General features: G+C 48.3%; 22 protein-coding genes. 6 read left to right on the top strand and 16 right to left on the bottom strand.

Going from position 1 to position 18,803, the window contains the following annotated elements; all coding sequences use genetic code 11:
- Window positions 1-278: 278 nt before the first annotated feature.
- The 7 genes from DHL47_RS06590 to DHL47_RS06620 all read right to left on the bottom strand — a co-directional run bounded on the left by DHL47_RS06590 (window position 279) and on the right by DHL47_RS06620 (window position 5,223).
- Window positions 279-1,175, bottom strand: coding sequence for an ROK family protein (locus tag DHL47_RS06590; RefSeq protein ID WP_209551303.1), 897 nt, complete (start codon window positions 1,173-1,175; stop codon window positions 279-281).
- A gap of 14 nt (window positions 1,176-1,189) precedes the next feature.
- The gene (locus DHL47_RS06595; RefSeq protein WP_128837656.1) at window positions 1,190-1,750 is read right to left on the bottom strand and encodes a sugar O-acetyltransferase; all 561 of its coding nucleotides are present in this window, start codon (window positions 1,748-1,750) and stop codon (window positions 1,190-1,192) included.
- Window positions 1,747-2,568 (bottom strand): PRD domain-containing protein, encoded by an 822-nt coding sequence (locus tag DHL47_RS06600; RefSeq protein WP_209551304.1) that lies wholly within the window; start codon window positions 2,566-2,568, stop codon window positions 1,747-1,749. The genes DHL47_RS06595 and DHL47_RS06600 overlap by 4 nt, the downstream gene beginning before the upstream one ends.
- Entirely contained in the window at window positions 2,555-3,355 is an 801-nt protein-coding gene (locus DHL47_RS06605) for a ribonuclease HII (protein WP_209551305.1), read from the bottom strand. Before DHL47_RS06605 ends, DHL47_RS06600 begins: the two co-directional genes overlap by 14 nt.
- Window positions 3,342-4,193, bottom strand: a complete 852-nt coding sequence (gene ylqF, locus DHL47_RS06610) for a ribosome biogenesis GTPase YlqF (RefSeq protein WP_209551306.1) — start codon at window positions 4,191-4,193, stop codon at window positions 3,342-3,344. Before ylqF ends, DHL47_RS06605 begins: the two co-directional genes overlap by 14 nt.
- A 152-nt stretch (window positions 4,194-4,345) precedes the next feature.
- Window positions 4,346-4,855: a hypothetical protein gene (locus tag DHL47_RS06615; protein WP_209551307.1), complete on the bottom strand. Its 510-nt coding sequence runs from the start codon at window positions 4,853-4,855 to the stop codon at window positions 4,346-4,348.
- Window positions 4,856-4,884: 29 nt separating this feature from the next.
- Complete coding sequence (locus tag DHL47_RS06620; protein ID WP_128837670.1) at window positions 4,885-5,223, bottom strand: ATP cone domain-containing protein; 339 nt, start codon at window positions 5,221-5,223, stop codon at window positions 4,885-4,887.
- Window positions 5,224-5,721: 498 nt separating this feature from the next.
- Here DHL47_RS06620 and DHL47_RS06625 point away from each other — a divergent pair, with 498 nt between their 5' ends.
- Window positions 5,722-6,453: a TraX family protein gene (locus DHL47_RS06625; protein ID WP_209551308.1), complete on the top strand. Its 732-nt coding sequence runs from the start codon at window positions 5,722-5,724 to the stop codon at window positions 6,451-6,453.
- 43 nt (window positions 6,454-6,496) lie between these two features.
- Here the strand turns inward: DHL47_RS06625 and dapA are convergent, their stop codons facing one another.
- The 9 genes from dapA to DHL47_RS06670 all read right to left on the bottom strand — a co-directional run bounded on the left by dapA (window position 6,497) and on the right by DHL47_RS06670 (window position 14,358).
- Window positions 6,497-7,432, bottom strand: a complete 936-nt coding sequence (dapA, locus tag DHL47_RS06630; protein ID WP_209551309.1) for a 4-hydroxy-tetrahydrodipicolinate synthase — start codon at window positions 7,430-7,432, stop codon at window positions 6,497-6,499.
- A gap of 82 nt (window positions 7,433-7,514) precedes the next feature.
- The gene (locus DHL47_RS06635) at window positions 7,515-8,591 is read right to left on the bottom strand and encodes an aspartate-semialdehyde dehydrogenase (protein ID WP_209551310.1); all 1,077 of its coding nucleotides are present in this window, start codon (window positions 8,589-8,591) and stop codon (window positions 7,515-7,517) included.
- 688 nt (window positions 8,592-9,279) lie between these two features.
- Complete coding sequence (locus DHL47_RS13630) at window positions 9,280-9,579, bottom strand: GNAT family N-acetyltransferase (protein WP_245335568.1); 300 nt, start codon at window positions 9,577-9,579, stop codon at window positions 9,280-9,282.
- A gap of 219 nt (window positions 9,580-9,798) precedes the next feature.
- A complete protein-coding gene (locus DHL47_RS06645) occupies window positions 9,799-10,452 on the bottom strand; it encodes a DNA alkylation repair protein (RefSeq protein WP_209551311.1) in 654 nt (217 codons plus the stop codon).
- A gap of 2 nt (window positions 10,453-10,454) precedes the next feature.
- Window positions 10,455-11,066, bottom strand: a complete 612-nt coding sequence (locus DHL47_RS06650) for a DUF5052 family protein (protein WP_209551312.1) — start codon at window positions 11,064-11,066, stop codon at window positions 10,455-10,457.
- Complete coding sequence (locus DHL47_RS06655; RefSeq protein ID WP_128837354.1) at window positions 11,063-11,596, bottom strand: GNAT family N-acetyltransferase; 534 nt, start codon at window positions 11,594-11,596, stop codon at window positions 11,063-11,065. Before DHL47_RS06655 ends, DHL47_RS06650 begins: the two co-directional genes overlap by 4 nt.
- A gap of 16 nt (window positions 11,597-11,612) precedes the next feature.
- The gene (locus DHL47_RS06660; protein WP_209551313.1) at window positions 11,613-11,981 is read right to left on the bottom strand and encodes a YdeI/OmpD-associated family protein; all 369 of its coding nucleotides are present in this window, start codon (window positions 11,979-11,981) and stop codon (window positions 11,613-11,615) included.
- Window positions 11,982-12,061: 80 nt separating this feature from the next.
- Entirely contained in the window at window positions 12,062-12,514 is a 453-nt protein-coding gene (locus DHL47_RS06665; protein ID WP_209551314.1) for a hypothetical protein, read from the bottom strand.
- Between the two features lie 173 nt (window positions 12,515-12,687).
- Complete coding sequence (locus DHL47_RS06670; protein ID WP_209551315.1) at window positions 12,688-14,358, bottom strand: formate--tetrahydrofolate ligase; 1,671 nt, start codon at window positions 14,356-14,358, stop codon at window positions 12,688-12,690.
- 223 nt (window positions 14,359-14,581) lie between these two features.
- On the opposite strand from DHL47_RS06670, the gene DHL47_RS06675 reads away from it, so the two are divergent.
- The 5 genes from DHL47_RS06675 (at window position 14,582) to DHL47_RS06695 (ending at window position 18,763) form a co-directional block, all read left to right on the top strand.
- On the top strand, window positions 14,582-15,271 hold the full coding sequence (locus tag DHL47_RS06675; protein ID WP_128837357.1) for a phosphopantothenate--cysteine ligase: 690 nt from the start codon (window positions 14,582-14,584) through the stop codon (window positions 15,269-15,271).
- 3 nt (window positions 15,272-15,274) lie between these two features.
- Entirely contained in the window at window positions 15,275-15,826 is a 552-nt protein-coding gene (coaC, locus tag DHL47_RS06680) for a phosphopantothenoylcysteine decarboxylase (RefSeq protein WP_209551316.1), read from the top strand.
- Window positions 15,810-16,373 carry an ECF transporter S component gene (locus tag DHL47_RS06685; protein ID WP_209551317.1) on the top strand — a complete coding sequence of 188 codons (564 nt, stop codon included), beginning with the start codon at window positions 15,810-15,812 and terminating at the stop codon, window positions 16,371-16,373. The genes coaC and DHL47_RS06685 overlap by 17 nt, the downstream gene beginning before the upstream one ends.
- A gap of 198 nt (window positions 16,374-16,571) precedes the next feature.
- Window positions 16,572-18,290 carry a phospho-sugar mutase gene (locus DHL47_RS06690; protein WP_209551318.1) on the top strand — a complete coding sequence of 573 codons (1,719 nt, stop codon included), beginning with the start codon at window positions 16,572-16,574 and terminating at the stop codon, window positions 18,288-18,290.
- A gap of 113 nt (window positions 18,291-18,403) precedes the next feature.
- On the top strand, window positions 18,404-18,763 hold the full coding sequence (locus DHL47_RS06695) for a DUF6568 family protein (protein WP_338060095.1): 360 nt from the start codon (window positions 18,404-18,406) through the stop codon (window positions 18,761-18,763).
- Window positions 18,764-18,803: the final 40 nt, after the last annotated feature.

Consider the following 18,803-nt stretch of genomic DNA (forward strand, 5'->3'; position numbering starts at 1 on the left):
CTCAAAACCTCCACTGGAGCTTTTGAGCAATCAGCTACCGCGTCAAGAGTTTTTTACCAAAACAAAGCGAGACTGAAAGACTTTTATACGGTATCTCCCAAAAGATCCATCCCTCTGTGGGTGAGGACACAGCCATCATGGGAGTCTTATACGGTATCTTCCCGAAGATAGCTCCCTCTGTGGGTGAGGACGCAGCCATCATGGGAGTCTGTCTCAGCCTCTTCCTGTATTCTATTATTTGATGGGAGTCTGGTCCAGTCTCCTCTTTTATACTCGATTCACATACTGTTTCTCAAGTGGCATACGGCCCCCAGCAGGTTGGCTTCGTTTTTAAAGGCACAGCTGTCAATTTCCACATCAGAAAGCATGCTGTCTAAGACTGGAGAAGACTTCTTGATTGTGCTGTAAGCTGAGCGGATACCATCCAAAAGAACCGGCTGGCTGCTGATACCGCCGCCGATTAACACCTTCTCCAAATCCAAAATTGTATGCAGATTATAGACAATCAAAGCCAAATCCTGACAGTATTGCTCAAACAGACGGTTCAGCTGAGGGTGCTGGCCGCCGGCAATCGCCTCAAAAACAGCCTTGCCGTCCTGCCTGTCCGGCAAATCCAGTACTTGGGCCGCTCTTTCGACAAAGGAAACGCCAGATGCCTGACTGGCCCACCAGTTTTCAGAGAGAGAGCCGTCGGGATGATTCAAAACAAAACTCAGCTCCCCGGCCTGAAAATGCTGCCCCTGCAGAGGGCGGCCATTTAGCAGTATAGCGCCGCCAAGCCCTGTACCCAGCGTCAAAATCAGTGCATTGCGGCTGTTTTGCAGATGCCCTTTCCAAACCTCAGCCAGAAGGGCGGCCTTGGCATCATTCATGACAGCGCAGGGAAGCTGTGTCTTGTCTTTCAGATAATCCTTTAAAGGCAGTTCCTTTACATACTCCAGAGAACCGCCGACAAAAACATAACCGCTGGCTGGATCGATTTTCCCCGGACAGGAAAGAGCCACACCGGCAATCTGCCCTCTTTTTTTCGCAGTCAGCTCTTCCAGCAGCTGCAGAAAATCCTCTAAAGCTTCTGGTGTCGGAGTTTTCTCTACCTGCCCAATCTCTCCCTGCTCTGATACAAGAGCAGATTTGACAAAGGTTCCGCCGATATCAATTGCCAAATAATCTGTCATCGTCCCACCTCCGTTCAGTCTTTTACAGGGATTTCTCTGATGATCCGGGCTGGGTTGCCCGCTAAGACAACATTGTCGCCGAAAGATTTGGTCACGACCGAACCGGCTCCGACCACAACATTGTCTCCCAGCGTCACGCCTGGCAGGATCGTCACCCCGCCGCCTGCCCAGAAATTATCCCCGATAGTAATAGGTGCACCATATTCGATACCTGAATTGCGCTCGGCTGGATCCAAAGGGTGCAGGGGAGTTAAGAGCTGACAGTTGGGACCAAAGAGGGCATTGTCTCCGATTCTGATAGGGCAAACATCCAGCATGGTCATATTCCAGTTGGAATAAAAATTCTCTCCCAGATGAATGTTGAGGCCGTAGTCACAGACCAAGTTCGGCTTCATAGACACCTTGTGTCCGGTGCTGCCAAACCACTCTTTGATGATTGCTTTGCGCTTAGCACTGTCCTTTTCCTCGTTAAAGCGATACTGAAATTCTTTAGAGCGAAGAGCCAATTGCTCCAGTTCAGGGTCCTGCGGCCGGTATCTCTCCCCGGCAGTCATCTTTTCGTACTCTGTTCTCATGGCATTCTCCTTTTCATTCGTGATAGGTGGATGGTCAGATAAAGCTGTTCATCATCTGAGGTATCATAATCTCGGGTCTGTTTGAGAAATTCTGCAATCCTTCTGGTCGTTTCATAGGCCAAGGGATACTTGATTTTCATCATCTCAAACATCTCATTGTCTCCCAGATCGCGGTGGCCGCTGTCGGTCAGCACCCGCTCACAGAAAAATTTAAGATGGGTCATAAAGCGCTCAACATAGATATTCTCCTCATCCAAGGATATTTCCAGACTGTACTTGACAATCGTCAGGATTTCTTCCATCAGCATAGTCAAATCACGCGCCGCTCCAGCACCGCTGTCCAGCTCAGCATTGACCAGAGTCAGGGCCATAAAGGCCGCTTCATCGTCCGGCAGCTCCCTGCCCAAGTAATTGCTGAGCAGACCGCTGGCATACCTGCTAACCTCAAACTCAGCTGGAAAAAAGCGTTTAATATCCCATGTAAGGAAATTTTTCAGATACAGTTCATCTTCCAAGCGCAGCACGACTCCGTGCATGTGATCAGCCATCGACAGAAAGGCACTGTCCTTCATCCTTTTCTGAAGCTTTTCCCGCGCAAAAGAAATGACCTCATCTGCCATTTCCATGATTTCCGGCGGCAGTTCCAGCAATAACTGGCGCTTGCTTTGACTTAAGACATACTTTTTCTCAATCAGCTGGTCTGGGATTTCATCACCGGCCTTGCGGCCAAATGCCAGCCCCCGCCCCATGAGAATCACTTCTTCCTGCTCTTCTTCTGAAATCACAACATTATTATTTAAGACTTTACTTATCAGCATTTCTCACCTCTTGCGGCTGACTGTTTTTCAGCATGGATTTGACAGGCTCAAATGTCCTGCGGTGGATGGGGCTCACCCCTAGTTTTTTGAGCCCCTGCAAGTGAAGCTTGGTCCCATAGCCGGCATTGTGAGCAAAGTCGTAGCCGGGAAATTGTTGATCGCAGTCTGCCATCAGGCGATCCCGAGTGACCTTGGCCACAATCGATGCGGCCGCAATAGACAGGGAATTGGCATCCCCTTTGATGATGGACTGCTGGGGCAAATCAAGCTCCAGCCTCATGGCATCAATGAGCAGATAATCAGGCCGGACCGCCAGCTTTCCGACAGCCTTCATCATCGCCAGCTTGGTCGCTTCGTAGATGTTGACTTTGTCAATCATCTCGTTATCCACACAGCCGATACCAACGGCCACAGCCTGATCCATAACCGCCTGATAGAGTTCCTCATGCTTCTTTTTGGGAATTTTCTTGCTGTCGTTCAGTCCTTTTATTTTGCAGTTTTGGGGAAGAATGACCGCTGCTGCTAAGACCGGTCCGGCCAGCGGACCGCGGCCGACCTCATCAATCCCGGCAACCGCCTGAAAACCCTGCGCATACAGTTCTTTCTCACAGCGCAGCATCTTCTCCAAACGCGCTTCTTCATCGAGCGCAGCCTGAATTTCCCGCTGCCGCTTGGCAACCGCCTTCTGTACGCCTGCCCGCTGGTCCTGAGCTAACTCCGCAAGTTTAGGGTCCTTGATGTTCCTAATGTTGGCTAAGACTTCCTGAATCTCCTTAATTGTTGTCATGTGATTCTCCCAGCCTGTCCAGTGAATAGCGCCCCAGCTTGCCGTCCCGTACTTCCTTGACAAAAAGGCTGTAAAAACGGTCATAATCATCACGGAAGCCTAATGTTTGCGTCATGGCCATGATGATTTCAGGTGCTGCTTCCTCTAAGTTCATCTGCCGAAAGCGGGCCTGCAGCTCCTCAGGATAATACTCCTTAAAATAATTGAGCCCGAAAATCGTCACCTCATCCATGGGCAGGAGATTGTCCTTGATGGCGCCGGTCAGAGCCAGTTTGAGCGCTACTGTCTCGTCTTCAAACTTAGGCCAGAGAATGCCGGGCGTATCCAGAATTTCCAGATCTTTATTGGACTTAAGCCACTGCTGGCCTTTTGTCACACCGGGTTTATTGCCCACAACAGCGATTTTCCTACCGGCCAGCCGGTTCATGAGTGTGGATTTGCCGGCATTGGGAATGCCGATAATCATCGTTCGCAGGGTTTCCAGCTGAATTCCCCGCTCCCGCTGACGGGCCAGCTTATCAGCCATCAGACTCTTAGCAGCCTCTGTCACTTTTTTGACCGCAGCCTGCTCCTTGGAGTTAATGGCCAAGGTTTTGAGGCCCCTGCTTTCAAAATACTGCTGCCATTCTTTGGTGATCGTTGGATCAGCCAAGTCAGCCTTATTTAAAATCAGCAGTTTGGGCTTGTCCCCCACAATCTTAGTCAGCATAGGATTCTGACTGGACAAAGGCAGACGGGCGTCCACCAAAATCGTCACAAAATCCACAAACTTGATATTTTCCTGAACCTGCCGCCTTGCCTTGGACATGTGGCCTGGAAACCATTGAATCGTTGCCATAATTTTCCTTTCAACCGGTGCTTTATTTGCAAAACACCCTATCTCTAAACTATTTTACCATATTTCTGGGATTTGGGCCGGCCAATTATCAAAACAAGGATACCGCCATTACCAGAGCAAATGAAAAAGCCCAGCTTGGACTTTTTCAGCATTTAAATCAAAATCAGAATAAGCGCTGTCACTCCCGCTAAGAGGAGAGCAACAAAGCTCATTGCCAGACAGCCCTTGAAGAATCCTTTCAGATGAAAAAGATAGTCTTTATGCCCCTGACAGTGCTCCGTTCCCGGAAAGATAAAAAGCGGCGATGTCAGGCAGCAGATCAGCAGCCAGTCTACAAGAAAAAGATCAACCGCATTCCAAACCATGCCCATTAGCCAATAATGCGCAAATAAGGTCAGAAACGGCGTCTCCTTCCAGCCGTAAGTCCAAAGAGCACCGGCCAGAGCTGTCAGGATTAAGACAGTAAAACTAATCAGGCCGAAAAGGATATTTTTCTTTTTCTGCTCCCTATCAGCTGCCGGAATACCGGCAGCTTCCTGCACATCTTTGGGATAATCATGAAGGATGGTCTGGGGAAATCTTGTCACAGACAGATGCACCATCAGCATCCACAGAGCTGACCACAGCAAACCCTGAATAAGCGCTGCTGTTACTGGAAACATGAGCCACCTCCTGTCTCATCGCCGCTTGCTTAGCGGACTTGCTCGAAATGCAGATGCACCGCAATATGATCGCCGTAGCCACTGCGCTCCAAATCACGCTGCAGGCGGTAAGAGATGTAATGCTCGGCAATCGTGATGTAGCCAGCACCCAAGAGACGGCTTTCCACCATGGACTGAATCATGCTAATGGTCGCACGCTCAACTTTGGCCTCTTCCAAATCCAGTACCACCTTTTTAGTGACTTGGGCCAGATTCTGGCGGAGATCATCCGTCAGTACATAGACAGTCTGAGCTGCCTTCAAAACCGCTTGGTAAATCTTATCCGGGTCAAAGTCTACAACTTCACCGCTTCTTTTAATAACTTGCATAAAAACTCCTTTAGATTTTATTTATTATAGATAGAGTCAGCAGCACGCGTCTCTCGGCTGCCCATCCGCTTCCTCTGCGAACAGGACCGTAGCAGACTCCCCTTGATGCAGCTTATAGAACTATTATACCTTCTTTTATCCATTTTTTCAAAAAAATTTTCACCAGCTCCCTTCTTACAAAAATGTAAGAAAAGAAGTGAAAATGTAAGCTAAAGTTATGGAAGCGCAGATACATTTGCGGTAAGATGGGAGGATAAAAAACGGAACTCATACTCAGTGAAAATCATCAACAAAGCAAACAGTTCCTGTCGTCCTGACAGTTCCTGCCTAGTTTGCTGCTCTTTGAACATAATCGGTTCAATGCAGACAGTGCTAGAGCAAGCTCTTTCGACAGGAGGACCAGCAAAATCACTGCTTCGGGGTTATGGGCAGTGCTTGGTCAGCCTTGATTTTCGCAGAGCATCAGAATGTTCCCTGTATCTGTCAAAGGAGGAAACCATGACTTCAAAATCAATAAGCAGCAGCACTCTAAAACTGATTGCTATGTTCGCCATGCTGATCGACCATATTGCTTGGGTGCTCTTCCCGCTGGAAATCAACATGAATATCCTATCTGACAACTGGATTGCTAATAGTATGCATATGATCGGCCGGCTGGCCTTTCCTGTCTTTGCCTTTTGTATTGCTGAAGGCTATCTGCACAGCCATGACCTCAAAAACTACCTGAAGCGCCTCGGCATGCTGGCCTTTATCAGCATCCTCCCCTTTTCGCTCATCGGCTGGGTAACCGGTATCGGATTTATCACGCAAAATACTGTCTTTACGCTCTTTTTAGGTCTCTGCGCTCTCTATTTCAGCGACCGGCAGCAGAAAACCTGGAAGAAAGTGCTGATTGTTCTTTTCTGTTTTGCCTTGTCAGTTTTAGCTGATGGCGGCCTCGGAGGCGGTGTGTTTGGTATTTATGCTTTTGCAAAGATACAGAACCCCACAGCCAGAAGAATTGCCGGCTTTGCTGCTCTGATCAGCATTCAGCTTCTCTTGCTTGCAGTCAATTTTTCTATCAGCGGCTTGGCCGAGCCAGCCATCGCCTTTGCCGGCTTTCTTTTGGTCACTGCCTTTTACAACGGCCGGAAGGGACCCAGCATCGGCAAGCTCTTTTATTACTTTTATCCCCTGCATTTGCTGGTCTTAGCTCTGCTGCGAATAGGCTATTTGCTGCTGACACACTAAAACGGACTGTCACCCAGTCCGTTTTTCTCGCGCCTGAACAATCTCAATAATCGGGTCTCAGCACTCCCTTGACCGTTTCCTTGGTTGCTTGATAGTCGCCGTCCACCACAACCTTAATAATGCGCTTGGCATCCTCTTCAGGCGCTGGAACCAAGGGCAGACGGGTCGGCCCGGCTTCAAAGCCCAGATAATTCAGCACCGCCTTAACCGGGGCAGGACTCGGATAAGAGAACAGAGCATTCACTTTGGGGATGAATTTCCGCTGAATAGCCGCTGCCTTTTTGATGTCATTGTGCGCAATCGCATCCAGCATCTCAAACATTTCGTCGCCATTTGTATGAGAAGCAACAGAAATAACCCCATCGGCACCGAGATTCACAGCATGGAAGGCATCGCCATCTTCACCAGTATAGACAAGAAATTCCTCCGGCCGATGTTCAATCAGATAGGCCATATTAGCCAGACTGGTGCATTCCTTGACGCCGATGATATTAGGATGCTCCGCCAGCCGCAGCATGGTTTCAGGCGTCATCTCGACCACAACCCGCCCTGGGATATTGTAGATAATGATGGGCAGGTTGGAAGCATCCGCAATCGCTTTAAAGTGCTGATACATTCCTTCCTGAGAAGGTTTGTTGTAGTAAGGAACGATGGCCAGACCGGCCGCAAAACCGCCAAATTCATCAACTTCTTTGACAAATTCAATTGAGTCGCGCGTTTCATTGGTACCGACTCCAGCAATCAAGGGAACCCGGCCATTGACAACTTTTTGAACAGCCGCAAATAATTCCAGCTCTTCATCGTGAGTCAGAGTCGGACTCTCTGCTGTCGTACCGGCCAGCAAGATGCCATCCGTATGGTGAGCCAAAAGATGCTCAATCAAATCCGGGATAGCTTCAAAATTAATCGAACCATCTTCATGAAATGGAGTAATGAAAGCCGTGATGATTTTACAGTTTTTCAAGTCGTTATAGGCCATAGGCGCACCTTTCTTTGTATGAAAAGAGGGGCGAAAAATCTACTCTTTCTCCCCTAAGTTATCGTGAACAGTAGTTAGACTGTTATTTCAGCTCGTAAACAAGTTCTTCTGCCGGACGGACCAAACCGCGCTCATGAAGAGTTTCTGCGATTTGGACAGAATTCCAGGCAGCTCCTTTGAGCAGATTGTCAGACACGATCCACATATGAATGCCGTTTTCAACATCCAGATCCTTGCGTATCCGGCCGACAAAAGTTTCTTTTCTGCCGACGGCATTGACGGCCTGCGGATAGACTTGATGGGCAGTATCGTCTTCTAAAACAGCGCCCGGAAAGGCTGCAATAGCTGCTTTGACCTCCTCAATCGGTGCGTTTTCCTTGGTTTCGATATAAACAGACTCAGAGTGAGCTGACAGGACTGGGATGCGGACGCAGGTCGCAGAAACCTTGACAGAGTCGTCTTCCAGAATCTTCTTGGTTTCTTTGGTCATTTTCATCTCTTCGTATGTATAGTCATTGTCCGTAAAAACATCAATTTGCGGCAGAGCATTGAAGGCAATCGGATAATGCTTCTTGTCGCCGCCAGAAGGCAAGATGGCCGCAGTCACGTCCTTGGGATCCACACCGTCGTTGAGTACTTGGCGCAGCTGATCCTGCGTTTCCAAAATGGCCCCCATACCTGCGCCGGAGACGGCCTGATAGGTCGATACAATCACGCGCTCAATCCCCCACTTATCTGCGATAGCCTTCAGCGGCAGCATCATTTGGATAGTAGAGCAGTTTGGACAGGAGATAATCCCCTTGTGGCGATCCAGCGCATGCGCATTGACTTCAGGAACAACCAAGGGAGTCTGGCTGTCTTGGCGGAAATAAGAGGTATTGTCCACTACCACTGCTCCTGCTTTGACCGCATAGGGAGCATATTTAGCTGAGGTTGAGCCGCCGGCTGAGAAGAGGGCAATATCAACGCCTGCAAAAGCATCTTCTGTCGTCTCCTCAATAGCAATGTCCTGACCTCTAAAAGGCAAAACCTTGCCTGCAGAACGGGCAGACGCCAGATAGCGGACCTTATCAATCGGAAGAGATGATTCTTCCAGCATTTTTATCATCTGAGCGCCAACGGCACCAGTAGCACCGACCACGGCAACTGTATATCCCATAGCTTACCTCGCGATTTTTAAAGAATTTTATATTTTTGCTATTATACCATTTTTGCTGAAAATTGCAACTCTTTCTAAAGCAGCTGCAGCACTTTACAGCTGGAAACTCTCTGCCGATATTCAGTGTTTTCCGGCAGTCTCTTATCTGCCGTATCAAAGTCTTCAAATAAACGCAGACCCAGCTTTCACTCTGCCTGCATCAATATCTCTAAACTCGTCTGCATGCTGCGAATTTGACTCGTCAAGAGCAATAGCACTCACGACGCTGCTCGTCTCAGTATCCATGTCTCTAAGCTCACCTTCGACCATTGGTCTTGCCTCACTAAGAGAACTTGTTTGGTTTACAGCTTTTGTCCTCACGGACAAAACTGCATCCATTGCTCTATGACTCAACCTCGCCCTAGGGGCTTGTTTCGTCAAGAGCAACAGCACTCACGACGCCAACCGTCTCAGTATCCATGTCTCTAAGCTCACCTTCGACCATTGGTCTTGCCTCACTAAGAGACATAGAAAAATCCCCAATCCGTAGACTGGGGATAAGGGCACTTTCGTGTGATGAGCAGGTTCACACAACTCATCAAGGTCCGCTCCTGCGTTATGACCTCCCATGCTTCAATTTGCAGAAAAACTGCATATCGACTCATCGCACAAGAAACAGTTTACCGCAAGAAGTCCGGGCTGTCAAGTCTTACCCCTCAATCCAAACATAAACTTCCCTGTCCTGCCACTCCTGCCCCTCTTTTTGGAAATTCTTCCGGATTCCCTCCAAATAAAAACCGGATTTTTTCAGAAGGTTTTGTGAGGGGATATTAAGCGGATGGACATGGGCTTCCAAGCGGTGGAAACCGAGGACTTCAGCTGCTTCTTTGAGCTGAAGCAGCATAGAGCTGGCGTAGCCCTGCCGCCAATATTGATTGTGAATGGAATAGCCGATTTCGGCCCATTGAAAATCCGCCCGAGCCAGCACGGCCAAATTGACTACCGACATGTTGATTGCTTTGCAGGTCGTAAATCGCCCAAATATACTGCTGGTCCTGTTGGCGCAGCTGGCGGTGCCGGTCTACCAACTCTGCGAACCAGTCCTCTGTACAGACGGTCATGTCCAAAAGCCCGTCGTCAAAGGGATTCTGAGAGGGCAGACGCTTGGAAAATCCCTCCATCCATGCAGGATAGTCGGCTTCTTCAAGATATTTCAAATAAATTTCCTTCATAAATATTTACTCCCCTCTCGGATACTTAGCGCAGCCATTTCTTTCCCGTGTTTCTGGATAAAATCCCTGACCCAGTCTGGGTTGGTTTTGGAATAATCTCTTAGAGCCCAGCCGATGGCTTTGTTAATAAAAAATTCTGTTTGCCCTAGATTATTGAGCAAAATCTGCTCCAACAGCTCTGTATTGGTCTCTTCCTTTCGCAGCAGCTGGTGGTCAATGGCCAAGCGCCGCAGCCAAAAATTTTCATCCTGACTCCAATCCAGAATGATCTTCTGCGTTTCTGGAAAGCGGTAAATGACTGAACCAACCAAACGGTCCAGAAAATCAATGGTATCCCACCAGGATTTGCTTTGAGCCAGCCTTTTCAGACGAGGTAAATCCTCAGGCTGCAGGAGTTTTTTCTTGCTGTCCAAATAGTCCAAGGCCGCATACTGGAGTTCTCTGTAGGGGACTTTCCAAGCCTGCCGGACAAAATCCCAGTCCAAATCAGGACCGGTCTGGCTCTTAAAGAAAGCCTTGGCAATCTTGCGCCTGACCGGAGTTTTGACTCCCAGAAATTCAAACTGGTTTTTCATATAGGCCTTCATAGCCTTGGCATCGTCAGGATTCGCCACAGCCTGCAGCTGGGCGGTTAATTGATTAAGTTCCATAGCTACTCCAATAACTCCCGGTCATAGATAGTATAGTCACAGCGGTAGATAATCAGCCGTTTACCGTCAATCAAAAGCTCGGATGTCTTTGGCGCATCGGATTTATTGAGCGAAACCCGATTGCCGGCATAGGTGGCTAGGGGAGTTCCATTCTGAGAACGAATCAGGATAACCTTTTCCTTGCCGGTAAATTCGTTTTTCAGCTTGGAAACCATCCGGTTGAGGACCGGAACAGAGCTGCTGTTTTCTTCCCTATCAACATTCTTTTGATACTGGGCAAAGACATCCGTCAGCCCTTTTTCCTCAGCAATCAGAGAAGAGCCCACGTGGTCGATTTCATATTTGCCAAGAGTCACTTTAAGGACGGACGAATCTTCCTTGGAATTGCCTTCGGCATCCACCGAATCAAATTCTTTATTGCGGGAAATGGACAGGGATTTGCCGGACATTCGATCAATGAGCTGGGAATTTTCGTCATAAGTCCGAACAGTCATCTCTAATCCCAGCCAGTCTTCCTGAGCATTTTTAAACCAATTTTCAACAGCCTGACAGCCGGACAGGGTCAGCAGAGCCAGACTTAAAAGACTGACAGCAAGGTATTTCTTTTTCATCATTCAAACTCTCTTTCTGATAAGGATTTCAGAGGCTGAGCCGGACCGTCCAGGGTCTTCTGCAGCCAGACGATGTCATGCCAGCGGTCAAATTTATAGCCGATTTTGGGAAAATGGGCCACTTGCTGGTAACCGCGTTTTCTGTGCAGGGCCAGACTGGCCTCATTCGGCAGGGCAATGCAGGCCAGAAAACGCAGATAGCCCTGCTTTTGCAGCAAATCTTCCAAGACAGCATAGAGCCGACTGCCAACCCCTCGGCCACGGACATCTTGAGCCAGATAGACCGAGAGTTCCGCTGCCCAATCATAAGCCGTCCGGCCGTAGTAGGCTGAAGCGTAGGCATAGCCAAGGATTCGGCCCTCTTCTTCTGCAAGCAGATAGGGATATTTCACCAGCGTTTTCTCAATCCGGCCGGCAAACTCCTCCACCGATGGCACATCATATTCAAAGGTGATGGCTGTTTCCTCGACATAGGGAGCATAGATAGCCACCAGTGCTGCTGCGTCTTCTTTCCTAGCAAGTCTGATTTTCATTTCATCTCCTCATCTGCTATAAATTTTCAGAGTCCAAGCCCAGGGCGGTGTAACCTTCGGGTCGCATTCTCTTTTGGCTCTCTAATTTTTCAACAAGCTTTAAATTGCGCTCAGATTGTGTTTTACTGCCCTTTCTTGGGGTAAATTTCTGCAAATAAGATAAGTCGTCATAAGAACGTCTCATGCTTTCACTCCAGCCGAAGCACAGACCTTCTTCCAAGACCTCATGAAAACTAACAGATTTTGCCTTACTTTTCGTCTTGAAAATTCTCACCCAAATATCGGCAGAGCTTTGGCCGTTTTCCAGCAACCAGTCATGTAGCTCATCCCTTGTCTCAAAAGAGATAATCGCTAGATTTTCCCGTAATTGGTCTAATTTTATCATTTTCTATATTCCTCATATTTAGTATTATAGCAGAAAGAGATTATCAGAAGTTTTTTCGACAAGAAAACTTTTACCCTGAGTCATTTCCTATACTTCTTTTTGTATAGGAGAATTTCTTTGGCAATCTGCGATTTGGCAGCCTTCCCGGTAAAGAGTAACCTGAACGGCCGGATAATCTGCAAGCTGAGGCCGCCCATGGCATAGTAAGACAGGCGATAGTAAAAGTAATTAATGAATTCAATGATGGCAAAGAGCCAGAGCAGGATTCCTATAACAGCATTATTGATAGTGTTTTCTCTGAAAGTCAAAAACCAAATGGGAATATAGGAAGCCAGCAAAATTAAATCCAGCACTTTCAATCTCTTATAGATGGGGGCAATTCGCTGAGTTTTCAGGGCTTTCTTCTGCCGGACCCGCCATAAACAGTTGAGCCAATAGAAAGAACCTTGAACTAAGATCAGATTGACAATGCCCAGAGGAAAATAAAGAATGGCACTGGAGGCAGCGAACCGCGTGTCTGGTCTTGTATACATTGCATACACAATACAAAATAAGACCATACTTATTAATTCCCCTGAGACTAAATAGGCTAATTCTCGTTCAAGACTTCTTCTTTTCAACAATCTTCCTCCTTTAAATAGACATATGTCTTTATTATACCAGAAAAAGGCTCATAACAAGCCTTTTTTCTGTATTTCTATTCAATTTAGAAGAGTCCAATCGCCGTGCCGTCTGCGGCCACATCCATATTAAGGGCAGCCGGACGTTTTGGCAGACCCGGCATGGTCATGACGTCACCGGTCAGGGCTACGATGAAGCCGGCACCCAGTTTTGGTACCAGTTCCCGGATGGTGATGTCAAAGTTTTCCGGTGCTCCCAAGGCAGCAGGATTGTCAGAAAAGCTGTACTGGGTCTTGGCCATACAGATGGGCAGCTTGTCCCAGCCGTTCTTGACAATGTCGCGAATTTGAGTCTGTGCTTTCTTTTCAAAAGTAACCTTAGAACCGCGGTAGATTTCTTTGACAATTTTTTCAATCTTTTCTTCAATACTGAGGTCATTGTCATAAAGACGGACATAGTCAGCCGGCTGCTCATCAATGGTCTTGGCCACTGTCTCAGCCAAGGCCACACCGCCCTCTGCTCCGTCTGCCCAGACGCTGGCCAGTTCGACAGGAACCCCGCTTTCTGCGCAGAGTTCCTTGAGAGCAGCGATTTCAGCTGCAGTGTCGGAGACGAACTCATTGATAGCCACTACTGCCGGAATGCCGAATTTGCGGATATTTTCCACATGGCGTTTGAGATTGGCAAAGCCAGACCGCACAGCAGCAACATTTTCCCCTGTCAGGGCATCCTTGGCCACACCGCCATTCATCTTAAGGGCGCGAAGGGTTGCTACGATAACGACTGCATCCGGACTGGTTGGTAGGTTGGGCGTCTTAATGTCCAAAAATTTCTCAGCTCCCAAGTCAGCTCCGAAGCCGGCTTCCGTTACCGTATAATCGGCCAAGCGCAGGGCGGTGCTGGTGGCCAGGACAGAGTTGCAGCCATGGGCGATATTGGCAAAGGGTCCGCCGTGGACAAAGGCCGGCGTTCCGTAAATGGTCTGCACCAAGTTGGGTTTGATGGCATCTTTCAGCACCAAAGCCAGTGCGCCTTCCACTTCCAAATCACGGACATAGACAGGTGAGCGGTCATAGCGGTAGCCGATGACAATTTGAGCCAATCGCTGCTTCAGATCCTCAATATCTGTTGCCAGACAGAGAATGGCCATGATTTCAGAAGCTACGGTGATGTCAAAGCCATCCTCGCGCGGAATGCCATTGACCGGGCTGCCCAAGCCAACCGTTACATGGCGCAGGGCCCGATCATTGAGGTCCACGACCCGCTTCCAGATAATCCGGCGCTGGTCGATTCCCAGACTGTTTCCCTGATGCAGATGGTTGTCAATCAGCGCAGAGAGGGCATTATTGGCCGTTGTAATGGCATGCATATCGCCAGTAAAATGCAGATTGATGTCCTCCATCGGCAGGACCTGAGCATGACCGCCGCCTGCAGCTCCGCCCTTGATGCCCATGACCGGTCCCAGAGATGGTTCGCGGATGGCAATCATGGTTTTCTTGCCGATTTTATTGAGGGCATCTGCTAGGCCGATGGTAATGGTAGACTTGCCTTCTCCTGCTGGAGTTGGATTGATTGCTGTTACCAAAATCAGCTTGCCGACAGGATTTTTCTCCACTTCGCGGATCTTATCAAAGCTGAGCTTAGCCTTGTATTTGCCGTAGAGCTCCAGGTCATCGTAGCTGATGCCAATCTTCTCCACTACATCTACAATCGGCTGCAATTCAACGCTCTGAGCAATTTCAATATCTGTTTTCATCAGGAACTCCTCTAATTTGATAGATTGATTATAGCAAAAAAGAGTAAAAACTGCACGATTAAACTCTGTATTGTTTTTAATGTTCGGGAAAAAGTAAATATCAGAGCAAGATAGGCTCGATGAAAACACAGGATATTAGAGGGAATGCTCTTCAATCTTCCGCTGTAACACTTTGTAACTAGAATTATTTTACTAAATTTCTTTTTTCTTGTAAAATAGGGCTATGAACATATTGATTACCTCTGGCGGTACCAGCGAGAAAATCGACCGGGTCCGCTCCATTACCAATCATTCGACCGGACGGCTGGGTGCAGCCATTGCGGAAAAGTTCTTAGCCAAGGGCGACCAAGTAACCTTGGTCACCACCCGCAAGGCGCTCAAGCCTGCTGCTCATGAGCACCTAAGGATTGAAATTGTCGAAAATGTCGCAGAACTCCTTGCGGTGCTGGAGCCGCTGGTCAAGACCCATGATGCCCTCATTCATTCCATGGCCGTATCGGACTACACACCAGTCTATATGACAGGCCTGGAAGAAGTCGCTGCCAGCTCAGATGTGGCAGAGTTTTTGGACAGGAGCAACTCAGAAAGCAAGATTTCTTCTCAGGAGGAAAGTCAGGTCCTCTTTCTCAAGAAAACGCCGAAAATTATCAGCAAGGTCAAAGAATGGAATCCCCACATCCGCCTGATCGGCTTTAAACTTCTGGTAGATGTTTCCAAGGAAAAGCTCATAGAAACGGCGCGTGCCAGTCTGGATAAGAATCAGGCCGACATCATTGTCGCCAATGACTTGCTGGACATTTCAGAAGACCGCCATCAGGCCTATCTGGTCCGCAAAGATTCTCTGGAAGAAGCTCAGTCCAAGGAAGAAATTGCTCAGCTGCTTGTCCATTATCTCCATGCAAAGGAACTTTAACTTATGACTACGATTACTCTTGCCGTTACCGGCAGCATCTCAGCTTACAAGGCAGCCGATATAACCAGCAGCCTGAAAAAAGAAGGCTTTGAAGTGGCTGTTCTCATGACAGAGGCAGCTGCTGAGTTTATCACGCCTCTGACCCTGCAGGTCTTGTCCCAAAGACCAGTCGCACTGGACATCATGCAAGAGCCTGATCCCAGCAAGGTCAACCATATCGATATCGCCAAAAAGACCGATGTCTTTGCCCTAGCGCCTGCCACAGCCAATACCATTGCCAAATTGGCCAACGGTCTGGCGGACAATATGGTTACTGCCGCAGCGCTGGCTCTGCCTCTCCATGTCAAAAAGGTGATTGCGCCGGCCATGAATACCAAAATGTATGAAAACCCGCTGACCCAGCACAATCTAAAAAAATTGGAACAGTTTGGCTGGCAGATTATCCAGCCGCGGGAAGCTGTCCTGGCCTGCGGCGACAGAGGGCTCGGTGCTCTGGCAGATGTCGCTGTTATTATTGAAAAAGTAAAGGAACTCGTCTATGAGAAAACAGTCTAACATTGCTCAAATCGCGATTTTTTTCGCTGTGATGCTGGTTCTGCACCTCCTCAGTTCAGTAATTTTTAACCTGCTGCCCGTCCCCATCAAACCGACCATTATCCATATCCCTGTCATCATTGCCAGCATCCTCTATGGACCAAAGGTTGGGGCGGTGCTTGGTTTTCTGATGGGAATCATCAGCCTTGTTACAAATACCGTCGTACTCCTGCCGACCAGCTATCTCTTCTCTCCCTTTGTGCCCAACGGAAACTTTTCTTCGCTCCTGATTGCCCTAGTGCCCCGCATCCTTATCGGTCTAGCCCCTTATTATGTCTATACATTCATGAAAAATAAATTAGGCCTGATTCTGGCCGGAGCAGCCGGATCTGCTGCCAATACCGTCTTTGTTCTGGGCGGCATCTTTTTCCTCTTTTCCAATGTTTATCAGGGCAATATCCAAGCCTTATTAGCAGTTGTTCTTTCTGCAAATTCAATCGCAGAGCTGATTATTTCAGCCATTCTTACAGTAAGCATTGTTCCCTCTCTTGAAAAAATCAAAAAATAATCACTTCCGGTGATTTATTTTTTCTTCGCTAATCAGCTCAATTTTCTAGAATATTTCATTCTTTTTCGGGCCGGTGCTTTCAAAAACTATGAAAATATGTTACAATGAAAGCGATTAAATAATCAAAGAGAAGTAATTGCTGAGAGACTATTTCTCACTTCCTGCTCTTGCATTTTAAAAATAAAGGAGACTTCACCTATGACTTATCAAGATAACTTCCAAAAATGGCTTGACTATGCGGATCTTCCTGACTACCTCCGCCAAGAGCTGCAGCAGATGGATGAAAAGACCAAAGAAGATGCTTTTTATACCAATCTTGAGTTTGGTACTGCCGGCATGCGCGGTCTGATCGGTGCCGGTACCAACCGTATCAATATCTATGTCGTTCGGCAGGCGACCGAAGGTTTGGCCCGCTTGATTGATGAAAAAGGTGAAGCTTTCAAGAAACGCGGCGTTGCCATTGCCTACGATTCCCGCCATTTTTCACCGGAATTCGCCTTTGAGTCAGCAGCTGTTCTGGCCAAGCATGGCATCAAATCCTATGTCTTTGAAAGCCTGCGGCCGACTCCTGAATTGTCATTTGCCGTTCGGCATTTGGGAACCTTTGCCGGTATCATGATTACAGCCAGCCACAACCCTGCTCCTTTCAACGGCTACAAGGTTTACGGTGAAGACGGCGGGCAGATGCCGCCGCATGACGCTGATGCTCTGACTGGCTACATTCGGGCCATCGAAAATCCATTTGCCATTGAAGTGGCGGATGTTGATGCTGAAAAAGCTTCCGGCCTGATTGAAGTTATTGGCGACGCCGTTGATACTGAATACCTCAAAGAAGTCAAGGATGTCAATATCAATCAGCAGCTGATTGATGAATACGGCAAGGACATGAAGATTGTCTACACTCCTCTTCATGGTACTGGAGAAATGCTGGCCCGCCGTGCTTTGGCGCAGGCTGGATTTGACTCCGTTCAGGTGGTTGAAGCGCAGGCCGTGCCAGATCCTGACTTTTCAACGGTCAAATCTCCTAATCCAGAAAGTCAGGCAGCCTTTGCTCTGGCAGAGGAACTGGGCCGCGAGGTAGGCGCTGACGTGCTGGTGGCAACAGACCCTGACGCAGACCGGGTCGGCGTTGAAGTCCTCCAAAAAGACGGCAGCTACCTCAATCTCTCCGGCAACCAAATCGGGGCCATTATGGCTAAGTATATCCTGGAAGCACATAAAAATGCCGGTACCCTGCCTGCCAATGCGGCTCTCTGCAAGTCAATTGTATCCAGCGATTTGGTCAGCAAAATTGCCGAAAGCTATGGCGCAACGATGTTTAACGTCCTGACCGGCTTTAAGTTTATCGCTGAAAAAATTCAGGAGTTTGAAGAAAAACACAACCACACTTACATGATGGGCTTTGAGGAAAGCTTTGGCTACCTGATTAAGCCATTTGTCCGTGATAAGGATGCGATTCAGGCCGTTCTGGTGGTTGCTGAGCTGGCAGCCTACTACCGTTCCCGCGGCCTGACCTTGGCAGACGGCATCGAAGAAATCTACAAAGAATACGGCTACTTTGCAGAAAAGACTATTTCTGTAACCCTGTCCGGTGTTGACGGCGCTGAGCAAATCAAGGCTATTATGGGCAAATTCCGCGACAGTGCTCCTAAAGCATTCAACGCTGCAGCTGTTTCTGTGACAGAAGACTTTAAAGCCCAAACCTCCACGGCTGCAGACGGTACCGTGACGGCTCTGACAACGCCGCCGAGCGATGTGCTCAAGTACACATTGGCTGACGGCTCTTGGATTGCGGTCCGCCCTTCCGGCACCGAGCCAAAAATAAAGTTTTACATTGCTGTTGTCGGCAGCAGCAGCGAAGATGCTCAGGCAAAAATTGCTGCTATCGAAGCAGAAATCCAGGCTTTTATCAAATAAAAGCCATCCTATAGAGCAAGCAGCCAGAGATTGGATTTTCCATTCTCTGGTTTTTCCGTTTCCAAATCAAGCATTTTTCTAAAATTTATGGCATACTAGTCTTATCAAAAGAAATGAGGATCATTATGGAACAATTTGCTCAAAACATTAAGGACCTAGAAGTGACAACTGTCGACCGCGCTCGCCAGGCAATTGCTGACAAGGAAACCGCAACCTTCTTCATCGGCCGCAAGACCTGTCCCTACTGCCGCAAATTTGCTGCAACCCTCGCCGGTGTTGTCGCAGAAACTAAAGCGCATGTTTTCTTCATCAACAGTGAAGAAGCCAGCGAGCTGGACAAGCTGCAGGCCTTCCGCTCCGAGTACGGCATTCCCACTGTGCCGGGCTTTGTTCATGTCAAGAACGGACAAGTCGCTGTTCGCTGCGATTCTTCTATGTCAGCAGATGAGATTAAAGCATTTGCTGCTTTGTAAAAACCGATGCAGTCAAAAATCTGAGAACCATTCGGTCTCA

Source organism: Streptococcus panodentis (genome assembly GCF_017884005.1).
Classification (GTDB): domain Bacteria; phylum Bacillota; class Bacilli; order Lactobacillales; family Streptococcaceae; genus Streptococcus; species Streptococcus panodentis.